Genomic DNA, 15,692 nt, shown 5'->3' with positions numbered 1-15,692 from the left:
CCGCCACCTTCCCGCGCCCGCGCGGGTGGTGAAAGAGCAGGTTCGGATGTCGCGCGCGGCGCCAGCGATGTGAAACTGGAACTGTTGGGTTCCCGAAGTTCTACGGTGTAACGATGCGCATTTTGCTATTGCGTCCGGCGGCGCATTTGCATCTAACTTTAAGGACGCCGCCGCGGAGAATTCCGCCTTGCGGTCAAGCGTTTGGAATATGTTTTTTGATCCCGTGTTCGAGTGAGTATGCTGTGCGACCCTTGACGTTCCCGCAGGTGAGCAATTCCGGTGGAACTTGTAATCGCCTTCTGGCGACATTGTCGCCGGCGGATCTGGACCTCCTGAGACCCGAACTTGAGACCGTTGCGCTCGAGCAGGATGCAGTCCTGGCGCGCGCCGGTGACGAGATCGACTACGTCTTCTTTCCTCACAGCGGCGCGATCCTGTTGATGATCGACATGGCGGATGGGCAGACGGTCGCGACCGGCGTGGTCGGATGCGAAGGGGCCGTGGGCAGTCTTTCGGTGCTCGGAGCCTCGCCGTCAGGCATTACCGCCGTCGTTCGTGCGGCTGGTACCGCCTCGCGGGTTCCGGCGGCGCGCTTTCATGCCGCTTTCGGGCGCAGTCCCGGCATTCGGCAGGCAATCCAGAAGCACGTCAGATCGATGCTGATCCAGTTTCAGCTCGGCTCCGCTTGCAATGCGCTCCACCCGGTCGAGGCGCGGATGGCGCGCTGGCTGCTTCAGCTTCGCGACCGCGTCGACAGCGACGTCCTCCCGCTGACCCAGCAAGCGCTGTCGCAAATCCTCGGCGTACGACGAACGACAGTGACCTTGCTGATGGGCAATCTGCGCAAGCGCGGTGCGATCAGGTCGGATCAACGAGGCCAGATCGAGATCGACCGGGCGCGGCTATTGGCGGCGGCGTGCGAATGCCATCGCGTCATGCGTCTCGAGGCCGAGGAGATCTTCTCGGGCGACAAGGTTCGAACGCGAGGAATGGTGCCGGCCAACGATCCGCGCATCCCGGAAATCGAGGCTGACGACGCCGTGTGAGCGCGTTCCCTGCTGCGATCAGCGTCCTGGCCGCCGATCAAGCTCCCGTGTCGGGGAGGATACCCTTTCGAGCTCCGCAATCTCGCGCAGCACCTTTGCGGTCTCGCGCAACTCATTGCGCTTCGGACCGGGCTTCAGCCGTCGTGCCTCATCGAGAAAGTCCTTGGCCTGCAGCAGCCAGACAGACGTTTCCGTCGTGATCTGCACCTGCGCCATGGTGTCCCTCCATCGCGGTCGTCAAAAGTGGTGGGCATTTTCAGGCCGGTGAACCGCCGCCGCGGCGTCGCCGCACGCGGATGCTCGGCTCATCGACCCAGGCGTCCCGCGCAAACCAGGCGTGATCCGCGCGGCAAAATGGACAGGCCGTGCGCGAGAAGAACACGGTACTGCGTCGAAAGCTCTCGCGATCGGTTTTGATTCCGGTGGAAATCGCGTGCCCGGTTTGCGGACATCTGACCATCACCATGCCCATGAGCGCCTCCCTCCCATATTGCCTTTTGCTTTTTGCCTTTTGCCTTTTGCCTTTTGCCTTGCAGAATAGTCCGGCCGGTTGGATTGGCCCCAGGTCGGTGCGCGGGGTAGTTGGGGGGGCATCGCGCACCTGCGGCGGTTGACGGAGCATCGGGCAGTGGGGGCTGCATGCTCTCGTCACTGGGCTTCTTCCAACCGGCCAGGTCCCTCCTTGAACGAATCCTCGATGTGACTTCAACGCCGCTTCTTCAGGCGGCTCGGCTGAGAACCTTGTCGCTCACTGCACTGCCTCCCTCGCAAGTGAAAGCATTCTCCGCAACGCTTGCCCGCGTCACGGGAGCTGACGCTCCGTGCTCAATTCAGATTGTTGAGAGTGAACTTCGATCTTGTCCCAAGCCTACTGTGCGGGACGAAGATGACGCTGTCGGTTCGGTTTGCGACTCTCGCACGAAATTTTTTTTGAAATTGTCAACTCAGACCAACGTATATTTACGGAGAGTGTTGTGCATAACGTGCATGCTGTGAGCAGCGTAAGGCTCCTGCACCAGCGTGAGGTTGTGGACGTATTCGCACTGGCCGCGCTGCGGTAAGTCGCCCGGCGAGCCTGCCCCAAACAAAAACCCCGGCATCGCTGCCGGGGTTTTGCGTTTCGTTGTCGTTGAGCGAGATCCCGGCTCTGCGGTGCACCGCTTCGCGCTGCACCGCGTCCGGGACGACTTCGTCGCTTAGAAGTCCATGCCGCCCATGCCGCCGCCCGGAGGCATCGCGGGGCCGCCGGCGTTCTTCTTCGGCAGCTCGGCAACCATCGCTTCCGTGGTGATCAGGAGCGCGGCAACCGAGGCAGCGTTCTGGATCGCGGTGCGCACGACCTTGGTCGGGTCGATGATGCCCTTCTTGACGAGGTCGGCATAGTCGCCGGTCTGGGAGTCGAAGCCGTAGTTGTAGGTCTTGTTCTCCAGGATCTTGCCGACGATGACCGAACCGTCTTCACCGGCGTTGATCGCGATCTGGCGAGCGGGAGCCGACAGCGCCTTGCGCACGATCTCGACGCCGGTCTTCTGGTCGTCGTTCTTGGTGCGCAGGCCCTTGAGCTGCTCGGAGGCACGGAGCAGGGCGACGCCGCCGCCCGGGACAATGCCTTCCTCGACAGCCGCACGGGTCGCGTGCATCGCGTCATCAACGCGATCCTTGCGCTCCTTCACCTCGACCTCGGTCGCGCCGCCGACGCGGATCACCGCGACGCCGCCTGCGAGCTTGGCGAGACGCTCCTGCAGCTTCTCACGGTCGTAGTCCGAGGTGGTCTCCTCGATCTGCGCCTTGATCTGGGCAACGCGGGCGTCGATGTCGGCCTTCTTGCCGGCGCCGTTGACGATCGTGGTGTTTTCCTTGTCGATCATCACCTTCTTGGCGCGGCCGAGCATCTGAAGCGTGACGTTCTCGAGCTTGATGCCGAGATCTTCCGAGATGGCCTGGCCGCCGGTCAGGATCGCGATGTCCTGCAGCATGGCCTTGCGGCGATCGCCGAAGCCCGGAGCCTTGACGGCCGCGACCTTCAGGCCGCCACGCAGGCGGTTGACGACGAGGGTGGCGAGGGCTTCGCCTTCGACGTCTTCAGCGACGATGACCAGCGGCTTGCCGGTCTGCACCACGGCCTCGAGCAGCGGCAGCAGCTCGTTCAGCGAGGAGAGCTTCTTCTCGTTGATGAGGATGTAGGCGTCGTCCATCTCAACGCGCATCTTGTCGGCGTTGGTGACGAAGTAGGGCGAGATGTAGCCGCGGTCGAACTGCATGCCCTCGACGACGTCGAGTTCGGTCTCGAGCGACTTGGCTTCCTCGACCGTGATCACGCCCTCATTGCCGACCTTCTTCATGGCGTCGGAGAGGAACTTGCCGATCTCGGCATCGCCGTTGGCCGAAATGGTACCGACCTGGGCGATCTCCTCGTTCGAGGTGACCTTCTTCGAGTTCTTCTGGAGGTCGGCCACGACGGCCTCGACCGCGAGGTCGATACCGCGCTTCAGGTCCATCGGGTTCATGCCGGCGGCGACTGACTTCGCGCCTTCCTTCACGATCGCGGCCGCGAGCACCGTCGCCGTGGTGGTGCCGTCGCCGGCCGCGTCAGCGGACTTGGAGGCGACTTCGCGCACCATCTGGGCGCCCATGTTCTCGAACTTGTCCTCGAGCTCGATCTCCTTGGCGACGGTGACGCCGTCCTTGGTGATGCGGGGAGCGCCGAACGACTTCTCGAGCACGACGTTGCGGCCCTTCGGACCGAGGGTGACCTTCACCGCATTGGCGAGGATGTCGACGCCGCGCAGCATCTTGTCGCGCGCCTCGACGGAGAATTTGACTTCTTTAGCTGCCATCTGAGTTTTTCCTTGAGAGATTTAACCTGGGAGGGAGGAGGCGCTTAGGCCGCCTTCTTCTTGGAAGCGGGGACGTCGAGGACGCCCATGATGTCGCTTTCCTTCATGATCAGCAGGTCTTCACCGTCGATCTTGACCTCGGTGCCGGACCACTTGCCGAACAGCACGCGGTCGCCGACCTTGAGGTCGATCGGGATCAGCTTGCCGGCTTCGTCGCGGCCGCCCGGGCCAACGGCGATGACTTCGCCCTGCGAGGGCTTTTCCTTGGCACTGTCCGGAATGATGATGCCGCCAGCAGTCTTCTCTTCGGCGTCGATACGCTTGACCACGACGCGGTCGTGAAGCGGACGGAATTTCATGCAGTCCTCCTAAACATTTGTAGATGCTGTAGATTTTTGGAGAGTTAGCAGTCCAGCCCAGCGAGTGCCAGACTGGTTGGGCAGGAGATAGGCCAAGCCTTGACGGCGGGCAAGTGCCTCTAGCAGAAAAATTGGCACTCGTGAGTGCGGTCTGCCAAGAGGATGCCGAGATCATTTCGGCATCCTTAATGCCGCCCAAGAGGGGCGCCGGGGCTATTAGCAGATGCGGTAAGCTGCTGCCAACGCAAGAAATTTCAACAACCTATTAAACATTTAGGCTTGAGATGGGTTAGTCGCGTGCGTCACATTTCTCTCATGTGAGCGCATCCATTGCCGGTGGTCCGGCGGGGGAGGTCGGCCACCACGTGAATGCGCTCCGTCACAGGAGGTTGGCATGGTCTCGCGAGTTGGTGGGGTTGTTTCCGACGATTTCCGGAAGCAGTTGCTGGGGTACGGGCTGACGACGGCGCAAATCCTCTATCGGATGCCGGATCACCCCTCGTTGCTGCAGACCTATGTCTGGCAGAACTACGACCTGTTTCCGAAATTTCCGGCGCTGCAGGATTTCCTCGCGTTCTGGCAGGCGAAGCTCGAAGGCCCGCTGTTTTCGGTGACGGTGGCGCATTCCAAGCTGGTCAAGCCGGCCGAGCTGCGTGCCGTCGACGGCGTGTTCCGGCTGCATTAGCGGGCAAGGGAGCAAAAGCGCGCTGTGCGCCTTTGCTCGCCTCGCGGCGCGCGACTTGTGTTAGCCTCTCTCCGTCACAAAAAGACGGGAGGCGAAACAATGGCCAAGAAGACGGCATCAAGATCGGCAGCCAAGACCGCGGTGAAGAAGAAATGGTCGGGGCTTGGCGCAGGCGCCAAGAAGACGTCCGCGAAATCGTCCGCGCGCAAGACCATCAAGTCGAAAGGCCGCGTCTCGGCGGCCAAGAAGAGCGCGCCGAAAGCTGCAGCCAAGGCGCGGCCGAAGCAGCGCGTCGCGATCAGCCATCACCGCGAAGAGGACTTCAAGGCCGACGGGCTGCGCGCCTATGCCAAGTATCGCGACCTCGGCATCGCCGCCGCCTCGCATGGCCTCGCGCAGGCACACGTCATCCGGCTGCAGGGACCGTGCAATCCCGATGAAGTGTCGAAGCTGCACTTCCACGATGTCGACTTCCAGATGGTCTATGTGCTCAAGGGCTGGGTGAAGACCTACATGGAAGGCGAGGGCGAGACGCTGATGCAGCAAGGCAGCGCCTGGACCCAGCCGCCGCGCATCCGGCACATGATCCTGGACTACTCCGACGACGTCGAACTGCTGGAGGTGATCCTGCCGGCCGAGTTCAAGACGGTGGAGCTGAAGGCGTAGGCTTCTCGCGGCCGTCATGGCCGGGCTTGACCCGGCCATCCATCCTGCTTCGAAAGACTCTCCTTGGCTGATGGATGACCGGGTCAAGCCCGGGCATGACGATTTTCCAGGCCGTGTACCCATAAAACCGTCGGCGTGACTCTACGTCCGCTTTGCCCCGATACCGACCAAGTTCGTGCGGCAACGCAAGATGTCGCGATGGGCCAAGAAGAGACATGGCTTAGCACATGGCCGGGCTAGATAACGGGCATCACCTGAGACATTCGTCCAACTCAGACGGCAGCTCCGGCCAGCAAGAAAGCGCCGCCAAGCGCGACCATCACAAGTCCAGGCCAATTCGATTTGATGCCGAAGCCGCTACCCGGTCTTTCAGGTTCCAGCGTGTCACGCCCGGAGCGAAGCCACCTTCCACCGCTGAATCGGCCTCGCCAGATTGGCTGATACGCCATCTGGAGCACGCCGCCGAAAACAAGGAGCACACCAAGCCATATGAGGGTCATGCTCTCCTCCTGCACCAGTGAACGCCAACAGGTTGCTCCGCCGGCAACCGTGGTCCGGTCAAACTCTGCCCGCGGCTCTCGGAATTAGAACGACCTTGAAAGCCGCCGGACGCGCCAGCGCGCCGCACGTAGGCTGGGGATCACGCTCTCCGAAGCTCAGGCTACGTCAATCATACGCATCCTGTTCAGTCTTCGTCCGGCTCGCGCACGACCGGCGGTTCGTCGGGTCGGTTCTCTTCGTCGTCTTGCTCTTCGTCCTCTTCGTCGTCATTAGGATCTCGGGGGGGCATCGTGTTGCCCATGATCGCGAAGACACGCCGGTCGATCCTGGTGGGAACTACCTCGGGGATTTGTAGGGTCATGTTGTCGCTCCTCAGATGTGACCCTGAAGCATTTTACCCCTTTTTCGGAGGGGCAGACACGGAATTGGCGGCCGGCGCGGACGAGGTCCGGTTTATCCCTGTCAGATGCCCTGAGATAAGTGTCCGAGTTCGTCGGATTCGGGCCAAGAGGCGACATGGCATCGCATCGATAAATGAAAGAGACCGCCAACTGAGGCGGCCTCAATGCTTTGTGCCATTTTTTCGATAGATCACGGAGACGCAGAACAGTCGCTCGGTTGTGGAGCGAACCTCAATCGCCATATCGGGCCGTTCGTTTACAAAGATTGAGTCTTTGGTCATCTCAATGAGCGTTTGCATCGCTTCGATCTCGGCGGACTTTTGATCGGGCAAATTCAGCCCTTCTTCGTCCGCAAAGAACTCACGGCCGCTTTGGATGTCGAAGAAATAGAGGGCCATGTTGAGCGCTCCCTTCCGTGAAGGCGGGAGCGCATAGAAACTCTCAGCCACCAGCGCCCGAAAGGTCTCGTGCTGGTGATCTTCTACAACGAAGCACATCAGGGGATAGTTGCTATCTGGGGGGCCTCAACCCAGGTGACATCAGCCACTCGGTCAAATGGGCAGCGACCTCATCATGCCGCGCCTTCCTCAGCAGGGCTTCTTTCTCTGCGCATGGGGGAAGCGTCTTGGCTTCCTCGCGCAAGCTTTTGGCCTCTTCCGCGAGCCGTTCTTCCAATGATTGCGTCTGGGTGAAACGCCGTCGCCTCTTCATGGCGTTGCTCCCTGCTGGTGTTGGGCGGGAGCGTCAACTGGGCGATCTCATCACCGATAAAAGCCACGGGTCGTGCGGTGATAATTGTCAATACGCCCGGAATTTGATGGTTCCTAGTCAATTCGGAACTCGCGGCCGAATAAGGGAACATTTGGCCGTCAACAGGAACCGATTGGGCCAGAACATCTAATGGGCCTGTTTCAGTAGTCCTACCGAGAACATCGGCCAAGCCGTGGTTTCTGTTCGATTAATCCAAAACAGGCCACTCCGAAAATCAGACTTAGGCCACCAGGCCAGCACCTGCCGTCCGGTGCTGTCCGAATAGGACAGTCGCTCTGCCAAAGTAGGACAGGACGCAGCGCGAGATCGCTCAGAAACTTGAGCGAACTGAGGCTTCGGTGAGCGCCAGGCCGGCTGTAATCAGAATCAGAAAGCGGCTCGCTGACAAGAAGTAGGATGAGTCCCTTAGTCATTCACGTCGAATCGCATCGGGCGGAGCCGCCGCGATGTCCGCAATGCTCCGTTTGCGTCCACGCCGGCACTGCGCGGCAAACGACGCTAGGGGCCAACAGCTGCCCACAATGTTAAGACGGCGGCGCGCACTTCGAAACTAACACCGGCACGTCCGGTCGAATCTTCCGTGCCAACGCGACGCGCTCGTTCCAACCGAAAGTAATAAGGCGAAAACCTTCTGAGAAGCGTGCTACACTCGGCCTATGAAAACCTTTTCAGATAAGGTCCGCGACATCGTGCGCAAGATCCCAAAGGGGAAGGCCATGACGTACAAAGCTGTCGCTGCCAAAGCCGGCAATCCGAAGGCTGCACGCGCGGTTGGTGCCATAATGCGCACGAATTACGACCCATCGATCCCCTGTCATCGCGTTATTGCAAGCGACGGCTCAATGCGCGGCTACGTGCGTCAGCGCCGCCGGCCGGCCCAACAATGATCCGCTTGACAGGGAGCTTCATCGCGTCGGCACCGCCCCGGATTGCGCGGAGCCTGTCATCGGGCGCGCGTTCGCGCAACCCGTTGGCTCCATCCGGGCTACTGCGTCTACGGCTGCGTCAGCATCCCCACGATCGCGCCCATCAGGCAGGTCGTCAGCGTGCCTGAGACGATCGACTTCAACCCGAGCGCGTTGATCTCGTCGCGTCGCTCGGGCGCCATGATGCCGAGGCCGCCGATCATGATGCCGAGGCTCGCGAAGTTGGCAAAGCCGCACATCGCGTAGAGCATGATCAGCCGTGAGCGCGGATCGAGCGCGTCGGGGCCGAGCTTCGACAGGTCGACATAGGCGATCAGCTCGTTCAGCACGGTCTTGGTGCCCATCAGGCTTCCCGCCGTGATCGCCTGCGGCCAGGGCAGGCCCATCAGCCAGCACACCGGCGCCATGACGTAGCCGAGCAGGCGCTGCAGCGAAATCTTCGCGCCGCCGATCTCCGGCAGCAGGCCGATGATCGCGTTCGCCAGATAGACCAGCGCGACCAGCACCAGCAGCATCGCGATGATGTTCATCAAGAGTTCGAGCCCGGCGGCCGTGCCCTTCACGATGGCGTCCATCGTCGACGACACCTGGATATCGGGATTGTCGAGCGATCCGCCGGTGCGCTTGTCCGAAGTCTCCGGCACCATGATCAGGCTCACCAAAATTGCGGCCGGCGCGCCGAGCACCGAGGCGATGACGAAATGCGCGGCCGCATCCGGGATCAGCGGCGCGAGCAGCGTGGCATACAGCACCAGCACCGTGCCGGCGATCCCGGCCATGCCGCCGGTCATCACCAGAAACAATTCGGAGCGCGTCAGCTGTGCGAGATAGGGGCGGATGAAGAGCGGCGCTTCCACCATGCCGAGGAAGATATTGGCCGCGGTCGAGAGCCCGACCGCGCCGCCGACGCCGAGCGTGCGCTCGAGCAGCCAGGCCATGCCGCGCACAACAGGCGGCAGCACGCGCCAATAGAACAGCAGCGTCGTCAGCACGCTCATGACCAGCACGATCGGCAGCGCCTGGAAGGCGAGGATGAAATCCGAGCCGGGCGCCTTGGGATCGAACGGCGCCGGGCCGCCGCCGACATAGCCGAATACGAAGGCGGTGCCGGCGCGCGTCGCGGCGGCGATGGTGCCGACGGCGTCATTGATCGCGCCGAAGGCCTGCGTCACCAACGGCACCTTGATCAGCACCAGCGCCGTGACGATCGTGACGACGAGCCCAATCGCCGCCTGGCGCAGCGATACTTTCAGGCGATTCTCGCTCAGCGCCCAGGCGATCAAGAGCAACGCCACCACGCCGAACGCCGATTGCAACTGCAGCATCACGCCCCCAAGAACCCTCGCGGGATTATGGGCAGGGGCCTCGCGCAGCGCAATGCTGTTGCGCGTTCATCTCGTATCCATTGACAAGTTGCAGGCGCTCGGTCACGCAATCATCTATGTCCTCCGCCACGCCGGCCGGCGCCCGCGATCTGCTCGGCCACAGACCGTTCCTGTTCTTCTTGTCGTCGCGCAGCCTGTCGCGCTTCTCCAGCCAGATCGGCGCGGTGGCGATCGGCTGGCAGATCTATGACCTGACCGGCAGCGCGTTCGACCTCGGCATGGTCGGCCTGGTGCAGTTCCTGCCGACGGCGCTCCTGGTGTTCGTCGCCGGCCACGCCGCCGACCGCTTCGAGCGCAAGCGCGTGGTGCAGGCCTGCCAGATCGCGGAGGCGCTGACCGCATTGTTTCTCGCCGGAAGCACTTTTGCCGGCACCATCTCCGAGATCCAGATCTTCGTCGCGACCTTCGTGCTCGGGATCGCCGGCGCGTTCGAGAGTCCGGCGACCGCCGCGCTGTTGCCGCTGATCGCACCGCAAGGCTCGCTGCAGCGGGCGACCGCGATCTCGAGCGGCGCGGCCCAGGTCGCGACCATCACCGGACCCGCGCTCGGCGGCTTCGCCTATGCCCTGATGCCGAGCGCGCCCTACGGCATCATGATGGTGTTCTGGCTGTTCGGCGCACTGCTGACCGGCGGCATCGGCCGGCTGCAGCAGGCACCGGTAAAGAACGACGGGTCGTCGGACGACCTGTTTGCCGGCGTCACCTTCGTTCGCAGCAATCCGGCGATCCTCGGCACCATCTCGCTCGATCTGTTCGCGGTGCTGTTCGGCGGCGTCACCGCGCTGCTGCCGATCTATGCACGCGATATCCTGCAAGCCGGTCCGCTCGGCCTCGGCATCCTGCGCGCCGCGCCCGCGGTCGGTGCGTTGTTGATGACGATGGTGCTGGCGCGGCACACCATCAACCGCCGCGTCGGCATGCGCATGTTCCAGGCGGTGATCGTGTTCGGCGTCGCGACGGTGGTGTTCGCGCTGTCACACTGGATGTGGCTGTCGGCGCTGGCGCTCGCGGTGCTCGGCGCCGCGGACACGATCAGCGTCGTGATCCGCTTCTCGCTGGTGCAGCTCGCCACCCCCGACGAGATGCGCGGCCGTGTAGGCGCAGTGAACTTCCTGTTCATCAACGCGTCGAACCAGCTTGGCCAATTCGAGAGCGGCGTCACCGCGGCGCTGCTCGGCACCGTGCCGTCGGCCGTGCTCGGCGGCGTCGCCACGGTCGCGGTCGCGCTGCTCTGGATGAAGCTGTTCCCGACGCTGCGGGACGTCGAGAAGCTGGAGTAGGGAGCCTCCCTTACCTCGCCCCGCTTGCGGGGAGAGGTCGAATTGCGCAGCAATCCGGGTGAGGGGGACTCTCCGCGCGTTTGTCTCTCACCGTCCTTGTGGAGACTCCCCCTCATCCCGACCTTCTCCCCGCGCGCGGGGAGAAGGGGAAGATGAGCCCCGGGGCAAGCTTTTCATGATTTCGGAATAATGGAAAAATATCGCTGATTTGCCCGACGTGTCAAGTTGCCGTGTCGAACGCCAGCAGCTGCCGGCCACTTTGCATGGGGTTGTTTTCGATATTTTGGCGGCGGGCCCCCGCGACGGCATGGCCGGGACAAGCCCGGCCGGCCGTCGTGATAGTCCTGCCGCAAGCAGGGAGAAGGAGCAGATCAGCCGCGGCCGACGAACGGCATCTTGGTCGCCATCACAGTCATGAACAGCACGTTGGCGTCGAGCGGCAGGCCGGCCATGTAGGCCACCGCGTCGCCGACCGCCTTGGCGTCCATGCGCGGCTCGTGCTTGGTGGTGCCGTCCGGCTGCAGCACGCCGGGGCCGTTGACCATGCGGTCGGTCATCGGGGTCGCGGCATTGCCGATATCGACCTGGCCGACCGCGATGTCATACATGCGGCCGTCGAGGTTGGAGGCTTTTGTCAGGCCGGTGATGGCGTGCTTGGTCGAGGTGTAGGCCGCCGAGAACGGCCGCGGCGCATGCGCCGAGATCGAGCCGTTGTTGATGATGCGGCCGCCGCGCGGCGTCTGGTCCTTCATGATGCGGAAGGCGTGCTGGGTGCACAGGAACGGCGCGGTGAGGTTGGTGTTGACGACCGCCTGCCACTGCTCGAGCGGCAGATCCTCGAAGTTCACCGGCGGCGCGCCCATGCCGGCATTGTTGAACAGCACATCGAGCCGGCCGTAGGTCGCCTTCACCTTGTCGAACAGTGCTGCGATCGCGGCCGGGTTGGCCATGTCAGCCGACACGCACAGGCTCTTGCCGGCGGGACCGAGCTTGGCGGTCTCCTCCAGCATTTCCATGCGGCGCCCGGCGAGCACCACGGTGTAGCCCTTGTCCATTAAAGCGAGCGACGCGGCGCGGCCGACGCCGGTGCCGGCGCCGGTCACGAGTGCGATCTTGCTGGTTGCCTCAGTCATCCGAGTTTCCTCTTACTTGGTTTTTGCTTCGGTTTCGTTCTTGTAGGGTGGGCGTGGAATGTTCTGGTGCGCCGCGCGCAGCGCCGCCGACCAGCGCGAGCGCAGGTCATGGAAATAGGGCTCGCCGGCCTCGATGCGGTGGTTGAGATCGGCCTCGCAGGCGTCCGTGCGCACCACCAGCACGTCGATCGGCAGGCCGACGCCGAGGTTGGAGCGCATCGTCGAATCCATCGAGATCAGCCCGGTCTTCAGCGCCTCATAGAGCTCGACGTCGTAATGCATGGCGCGGTCGAGCACCGGCTTGCCGTATTTGTGCTCGCCGATCTGCAGGTACGGCGTGTCGGTGGTGCACTCGATGAAGTTGCCGGCGGTGTAGACCATGAACAGGCGCATCCGCGAGCCCTTGATCTGGCCGCCGAACAGGAACGAGACGTCGAAGGAGATGTCCTCGGCGCGCAGCGCATCGCCCTCGGTCGCGTGCACCGAGCGGATGGCGCGTCCGATCCGCTGCGCCGCCTGGAACATGGTCGGGGCGTTCATCAGCGTCTCGAGCTCGCCGGTGTCCGGATTTTCCATGCCCTCGGTCAGGGTCGACAGCACCGACTGGCTGATCGCGAGATTCCCGGCGCTGGCGATCGCCATGATGCGGTCGCCAGGCTTTTCGAAGATGTGCAGCTTGCGGAAGGTCGAGACGTTGTCGAGGCCGGCATTGGTGCGGGTATCGGCGATCATGACGAGCCCGTCGCGCACCAGAATTCCGCAGCAATAGGTCATTTAAAGCCCTCAGACGGTCCGAGTTTCTCGGCGGGAAACTAGTAGCCAATTTCGGGGATGCATCCAACCCCAATTCCCCGTGACGGGACGCGCGATGGCCGGTCACGTGGGCCGGGCGCCGGTCCGTCCGGGTGCCCTGTTCCGGCCATCGAGGTCGCGAGCATTCCGGTCTCGCTCTGCGTGGCGCGCAGCCGGCAATGATCTTGGCCTCGCGTCGTTGCGAGGGGCGGGGTGTTGTGCTCGACTGCCTGCAACCGACGACAACAAGAAATTTCGGGAGGCGGGAATGTCGTTCAAACTGGCCGCGTGCATTGTGACATTGGGCATCGCGGCGATGGCCGCGAGCCCTGCATCGGCGCAGAAGAAGGGCGGCACGCTGCGGCTCTATCACAACGACAATCCGCCCTCGACCTCGCTGCTCGAGGAATCCACCATCGCCTCGGTGATGCCGTTCGCGGCCGTCTTCAACAACCTCGTGGTGTTCGATCCGGCCAAGGTGCACGAAAGCATCGACACCGTGATCCCCGATCTCGCCGAGAGCTGGTCGTGGGACCAGACCAACACAAAGCTTACCTTCAAGCTGCGGCACGGCGTGAAGTGGCATGACGGTCAGCCGTTCACGGCCAAGGACGTGCAGTGCACCTGGCGGATGCTGATCGGCAAGAGCGAGACTCAGGACTTCAAGCGCAACCCGCGCAAGGTCTGGTACTCGAAGCTCAAGGATGTCAGCATCAACGGCGACGATGAGGCGACGTTCGAGCTGACCGAGCCGCAGCCCGGCCTGCTGGCGCTGCTCGCCAGCGCCTTCTCGGTGGTCTATCCCTGCCACGTGCCGCAGCAGGTGATGCGCACCAAGCCGGTCGGCACCGGGCCGTTCAAGTTCGTCGAGTTCCGACGCGGTGACTCCATCCGTCTGATCCGCAACCCCGATTATTTCAAGAAGGACCGGCCGTATCTCGACGAGATCACGGTGCGCTCGATCGACAGCCGCGCCACCCGCATGCTGGCGTTCGCGACCGGCGATTATGACATCACCTTTCCGTCCGACGTCAGCATTCCCCTGATGAAGGACGTCAAGGTACGGGCGCCGAACGCGATCTGCGAGATGACGTCGACCAATCTGCAGATCAATCTTCTGGTCAACCGCGTCAATCCGCCGTTCGACAATCCGGATATCCGCAAGGCGATGTCGCTGGCGCTGGATCGCAAGGCCTTCAACAGCATCCTGTTCGAAGGCACCGGCCGGCTTGGCGGCGCGATGCAGGCCAAGCCCGAAGGCGAGTGGGCCATGCCGCCGGAGATCCTGTCGACGCTGATGGGTTACGGCCCCGACACCGGGAAGAACCTCGCCGAGGCGCAGGCGATCATGCAGAAGCTCGGCTACAGCGACGCCAAGCCGCTGTCGATCAAGATCCAGACCCGCAATCTGCCGACCTATCGCGACCCGGCGGTGATCCTCGCCGACCAGCTCAAGAAGATCTACATCACAGCTGAGCTCGACATTCTGGATACGCCGCGCTGGTACTCGCGGCTGCAGCGCAAGGACTACACCATCGGCCTCAATGTCACCGGCGTCAGCGTCGACGATCCCGACGGCAATCTGGTGGAGAACTATTCCTGCAACTCCGAGCGCAACTACACCCAGTATTGCAACGCCGAAGTCGACAAGCTGCTGGCGGCGCAGTCGCGCGAGGTCGACAAGGACAAGCGCCGCAAGATCGTGTTCGACATCGAGCACCTGCTGGTCGACGACGCCGCGCGGCCGGTCATCCTGCACTCATCAGCCGGCAATTGCTGGCAGCCTTACGTGAAGAATTTCCATCCGCACGACAACAGCCAGTACAACAATCTGCGCTTCGAGGATGTCTGGCTGGATAAGTAAGACGTGGTGCCCCGCCGGCGACGACGTCCGCCGTCGCCCTCGTGCGCTTCGTATCCTCATTTATTCACACGACCAAAGCGGTGGCTGGTCCTGCGCACGCGCACGCTCCCGCGCCGATCGCCGGGGGCAAGTTTGCAACGGCGCCCGTCAGTCAGGCCGCGTATACATCCATCGGGATATCCGACGTAGCTACGGGAGCTCGGATATCAGCTTGGTCCACTCCGCCTCGGGCCAGGCCCGTGAGGTGCAAGTCCGTATGTTTCCCAGAGAGCTGAGGGCAAGCGCGAGTTTTGTGATGTTGTCGCCGAGCGGTGCTTCGGCGAGGAGAAGGATGTCATGCTCGCCGGAGGTGAGATAGACCTCCTTGATTTCGACACCTAGCGTCTTGGCGAGTTCTTTCGCCGCTCGGCTGCGCTTGGGAGCTTCCTTGACATTACGAATTCCCTGGTCGGTCCAGTCGATCCTCAATATGAATGTCGCCATGTCGTCCTCCAAGGGTTTAGCATGCCCTTGTCTGCCGCGCGCGCGGCAGGCCAACCTGCTTCATGTTGAAGTTGAGGGAGCGCCACATAAGGCAGGCGCTGCTTTCAGACTGCGATGCCTGCCGACGGCCTGACCGCTGCCCGTTCCTTCAAACGGCGACGTCGGCCCGTCCCGTCCAAGGGCAGCTTGCTGTAGATTACGCCATGTCCCTTGCTCGAGAAAGAGGGCTCCCCGCGTTGTGATCGGGACCGCGGTGGCCTCGCGTAAGTGTTTGGTCCCTGCTGATTGGTTTGATGGAATCGGTGTAGAACGAGGCGTGGCCTTTGTCAGGGAGCACCTCGGGTCATGGAACTGAGCTTGCACGCGAACGCCACGACGACGCCGAAGACACGTGCCTACATCCAGCGCAGCCGGAAGTCGGTCGCCCAATTGGCGGCCGAATTGGGGGTCAGCGAGACCACGATTTATCGCTGGCGCAGCCGCACGACGGTCGAAGACCGCTCGCACCGGCCGAAGAACCTCACGACCAGCCTCTCCGCGGTTGAAGAAAGGGCGGTTTGCGA

17 protein-coding genes are annotated in these 15,692 nt (G+C 62.8%); 7 read left to right on the top strand and 10 right to left on the bottom strand.

Going from position 1 to position 15,692, the window contains the following annotated elements; all coding sequences use genetic code 11:
• The first annotated feature begins 251 nt into the window (after positions 1-251).
• Positions 252-1,046: a Crp/Fnr family transcriptional regulator gene (locus tag J6525_RS32060; protein ID WP_225647759.1), complete on the top strand. Its 795-nt coding sequence runs from the start codon at positions 252-254 to the stop codon at positions 1,044-1,046.
• Positions 1,047-1,064: 18 nt separating this feature from the next.
• Here the strand turns inward: J6525_RS32060 and J6525_RS32055 are convergent, their stop codons facing one another.
• From J6525_RS32055 to J6525_RS32040, 4 genes are all read right to left on the bottom strand, one after another.
• Positions 1,065-1,262 (bottom strand): hypothetical protein, encoded by a 198-nt coding sequence (locus J6525_RS32055; protein WP_092090126.1) that lies wholly within the window; start codon positions 1,260-1,262, stop codon positions 1,065-1,067.
• A gap of 40 nt (positions 1,263-1,302) precedes the next feature.
• A complete protein-coding gene (locus J6525_RS32050) occupies positions 1,303-1,518 on the bottom strand; it encodes a hypothetical protein (protein ID WP_092090127.1) in 216 nt (71 codons plus the stop codon).
• A gap of 724 nt (positions 1,519-2,242) precedes the next feature.
• Positions 2,243-3,883, bottom strand: coding sequence for a chaperonin GroEL (gene groL / locus J6525_RS32045; RefSeq protein WP_157343304.1), 1,641 nt, complete (start codon positions 3,881-3,883; stop codon positions 2,243-2,245).
• 44 nt (positions 3,884-3,927) lie between these two features.
• Positions 3,928-4,242 carry a co-chaperone GroES gene (locus J6525_RS32040; protein ID WP_018272373.1) on the bottom strand — a complete coding sequence of 105 codons (315 nt, stop codon included), beginning with the start codon at positions 4,240-4,242 and terminating at the stop codon, positions 3,928-3,930.
• A 394-nt stretch (positions 4,243-4,636) separates the two neighbouring features.
• On the opposite strand from J6525_RS32040, the gene J6525_RS32035 reads away from it, so the two are divergent.
• Both J6525_RS32035 and J6525_RS32030 read left to right on the top strand, forming a co-directional pair.
• Positions 4,637-4,927 (top strand): usg protein, encoded by a 291-nt coding sequence (locus J6525_RS32035; RefSeq protein ID WP_026192965.1) that lies wholly within the window; start codon positions 4,637-4,639, stop codon positions 4,925-4,927.
• Between the two features lie 99 nt (positions 4,928-5,026).
• Entirely contained in the window at positions 5,027-5,593 is a 567-nt protein-coding gene (locus J6525_RS32030) for a cupin domain-containing protein (RefSeq protein ID WP_225163768.1), read from the top strand.
• A gap of 685 nt (positions 5,594-6,278) precedes the next feature.
• Here J6525_RS32030 and J6525_RS32025 read toward each other — a convergent pair.
• Both J6525_RS32025 and J6525_RS32020 read right to left on the bottom strand, forming a co-directional pair.
• Complete coding sequence (locus J6525_RS32025) at positions 6,279-6,455, bottom strand: hypothetical protein (protein WP_225163769.1); 177 nt, start codon at positions 6,453-6,455, stop codon at positions 6,279-6,281.
• Between the two features lie 201 nt (positions 6,456-6,656).
• Entirely contained in the window at positions 6,657-6,893 is a 237-nt protein-coding gene (locus tag J6525_RS32020; protein WP_092089695.1) for a DUF6894 family protein, read from the bottom strand.
• Positions 6,894-7,922: 1,029 nt separating this feature from the next.
• Here J6525_RS32020 and J6525_RS47555 point away from each other — a divergent pair.
• Positions 7,923-8,153 (top strand): MGMT family protein, encoded by a 231-nt coding sequence (locus J6525_RS47555; RefSeq protein ID WP_225647730.1) that lies wholly within the window; start codon positions 7,923-7,925, stop codon positions 8,151-8,153.
• A 107-nt stretch (positions 8,154-8,260) separates the two neighbouring features.
• Here the strand turns inward: J6525_RS47555 and J6525_RS32005 are convergent, their stop codons facing one another.
• On the bottom strand, positions 8,261-9,517 hold the full coding sequence (locus tag J6525_RS32005) for a NupC/NupG family nucleoside CNT transporter (protein WP_092089685.1): 1,257 nt from the start codon (positions 9,515-9,517) through the stop codon (positions 8,261-8,263).
• A 116-nt stretch (positions 9,518-9,633) separates the two neighbouring features.
• On the opposite strand from J6525_RS32005, the gene J6525_RS32000 reads away from it, so the two are divergent.
• Positions 9,634-10,857 carry an MFS transporter gene (locus J6525_RS32000; protein WP_092089684.1) on the top strand — a complete coding sequence of 408 codons (1,224 nt, stop codon included), beginning with the start codon at positions 9,634-9,636 and terminating at the stop codon, positions 10,855-10,857.
• Positions 10,858-11,228: 371 nt separating this feature from the next.
• Here the strand turns inward: J6525_RS32000 and J6525_RS31995 are convergent, their stop codons facing one another.
• Both J6525_RS31995 and J6525_RS31990 read right to left on the bottom strand, forming a co-directional pair.
• Positions 11,229-11,990, bottom strand: a complete 762-nt coding sequence (locus J6525_RS31995; RefSeq protein ID WP_225647729.1) for an SDR family oxidoreductase — start codon at positions 11,988-11,990, stop codon at positions 11,229-11,231.
• Between the two features lie 12 nt (positions 11,991-12,002).
• A complete protein-coding gene (locus J6525_RS31990; RefSeq protein ID WP_057019101.1) occupies positions 12,003-12,764 on the bottom strand; it encodes a proteasome-type protease in 762 nt (253 codons plus the stop codon).
• A 286-nt stretch (positions 12,765-13,050) separates the two neighbouring features.
• Here J6525_RS31990 and J6525_RS31985 point away from each other — a divergent pair, with 286 nt between their 5' ends.
• Positions 13,051-14,646, top strand: coding sequence for an ABC transporter substrate-binding protein (locus J6525_RS31985; protein ID WP_225647728.1), 1,596 nt, complete (start codon positions 13,051-13,053; stop codon positions 14,644-14,646).
• A gap of 189 nt (positions 14,647-14,835) precedes the next feature.
• On the opposite strand, the gene J6525_RS31980 is transcribed toward J6525_RS31985, so the two are convergent.
• Positions 14,836-15,129 carry a GYD domain-containing protein gene (locus J6525_RS31980; RefSeq protein WP_026192964.1) on the bottom strand — a complete coding sequence of 98 codons (294 nt, stop codon included), beginning with the start codon at positions 15,127-15,129 and terminating at the stop codon, positions 14,836-14,838.
• A 345-nt stretch (positions 15,130-15,474) separates the two neighbouring features.
• Between J6525_RS31980 and J6525_RS31975 the strand changes: the two genes are divergently transcribed.
• The coding region (locus J6525_RS31975) for a helix-turn-helix domain-containing protein (protein WP_225647727.1) at positions 15,475-15,692 on the top strand (218 nt) is incomplete at its 3' end.

The organism is Bradyrhizobium australafricanum, assembly GCF_020329495.1.
GTDB lineage: Bacteria > Pseudomonadota > Alphaproteobacteria > Rhizobiales > Xanthobacteraceae > Bradyrhizobium > Bradyrhizobium australafricanum.
The sequence above is the reverse complement of the archived record's forward strand: the minus strand, read 5'-3'. Positions and strand labels throughout refer to the sequence as shown.

What these genes read in the sequence shown, in the direction of transcription:
- J6525_RS47555 (WP_225647730.1), top strand. Translation starts at nt 7,923, where the DNA reads ATGAAAACCTTTTCAGATAAGGTCCGCGACATCGTGCGCAAGATCCCA.
- J6525_RS31985 (WP_225647728.1), top strand. Translation starts at nt 13,051, where the DNA reads ATGTCGTTCAAACTGGCCGCGTGCATTGTGACATTGGGCATCGCGGCG.
- J6525_RS32025 (WP_225163769.1), bottom strand. Translation starts at nt 6,455, where the DNA reads ATGACCCTACAAATCCCCGAGGTAGTTCCCACCAGGATCGACCGGCGT.
- J6525_RS32035 (WP_026192965.1), top strand. Translation starts at nt 4,637, where the DNA reads ATGGTCTCGCGAGTTGGTGGGGTTGTTTCCGACGATTTCCGGAAGCAG.
- J6525_RS31980 (WP_026192964.1), bottom strand. Translation starts at nt 15,129, where the DNA reads ATGGCGACATTCATATTGAGGATCGACTGGACCGACCAGGGAATTCGT.
- J6525_RS32055 (WP_092090126.1), bottom strand. Translation starts at nt 1,262, where the DNA reads ATGGCGCAGGTGCAGATCACGACGGAAACGTCTGTCTGGCTGCTGCAG.
- J6525_RS31995 (WP_225647729.1), bottom strand. Translation starts at nt 11,990, where the DNA reads ATGACTGAGGCAACCAGCAAGATCGCACTCGTGACCGGCGCCGGCACC.
- J6525_RS31990 (WP_057019101.1), bottom strand. Translation starts at nt 12,764, where the DNA reads ATGACCTATTGCTGCGGAATTCTGGTGCGCGACGGGCTCGTCATGATC.
- J6525_RS32030 (WP_225163768.1), top strand. Translation starts at nt 5,027, where the DNA reads ATGGCCAAGAAGACGGCATCAAGATCGGCAGCCAAGACCGCGGTGAAG.
- J6525_RS32005 (WP_092089685.1), bottom strand. Translation starts at nt 9,517, where the DNA reads ATGCTGCAGTTGCAATCGGCGTTCGGCGTGGTGGCGTTGCTCTTGATC.
- J6525_RS32000 (WP_092089684.1), top strand. Translation starts at nt 9,634, where the DNA reads ATGTCCTCCGCCACGCCGGCCGGCGCCCGCGATCTGCTCGGCCACAGA.
- J6525_RS32020 (WP_092089695.1), bottom strand. Translation starts at nt 6,893, where the DNA reads ATGGCCCTCTATTTCTTCGACATCCAAAGCGGCCGTGAGTTCTTTGCG.
- J6525_RS32050 (WP_092090127.1), bottom strand. Translation starts at nt 1,518, where the DNA reads ATGGGCATGGTGATGGTCAGATGTCCGCAAACCGGGCACGCGATTTCC.
- J6525_RS32040 (WP_018272373.1), bottom strand. Translation starts at nt 4,242, where the DNA reads ATGAAATTCCGTCCGCTTCACGACCGCGTCGTGGTCAAGCGTATCGAC.
- groL (WP_157343304.1), bottom strand. Translation starts at nt 3,883, where the DNA reads ATGGCAGCTAAAGAAGTCAAATTCTCCGTCGAGGCGCGCGACAAGATG.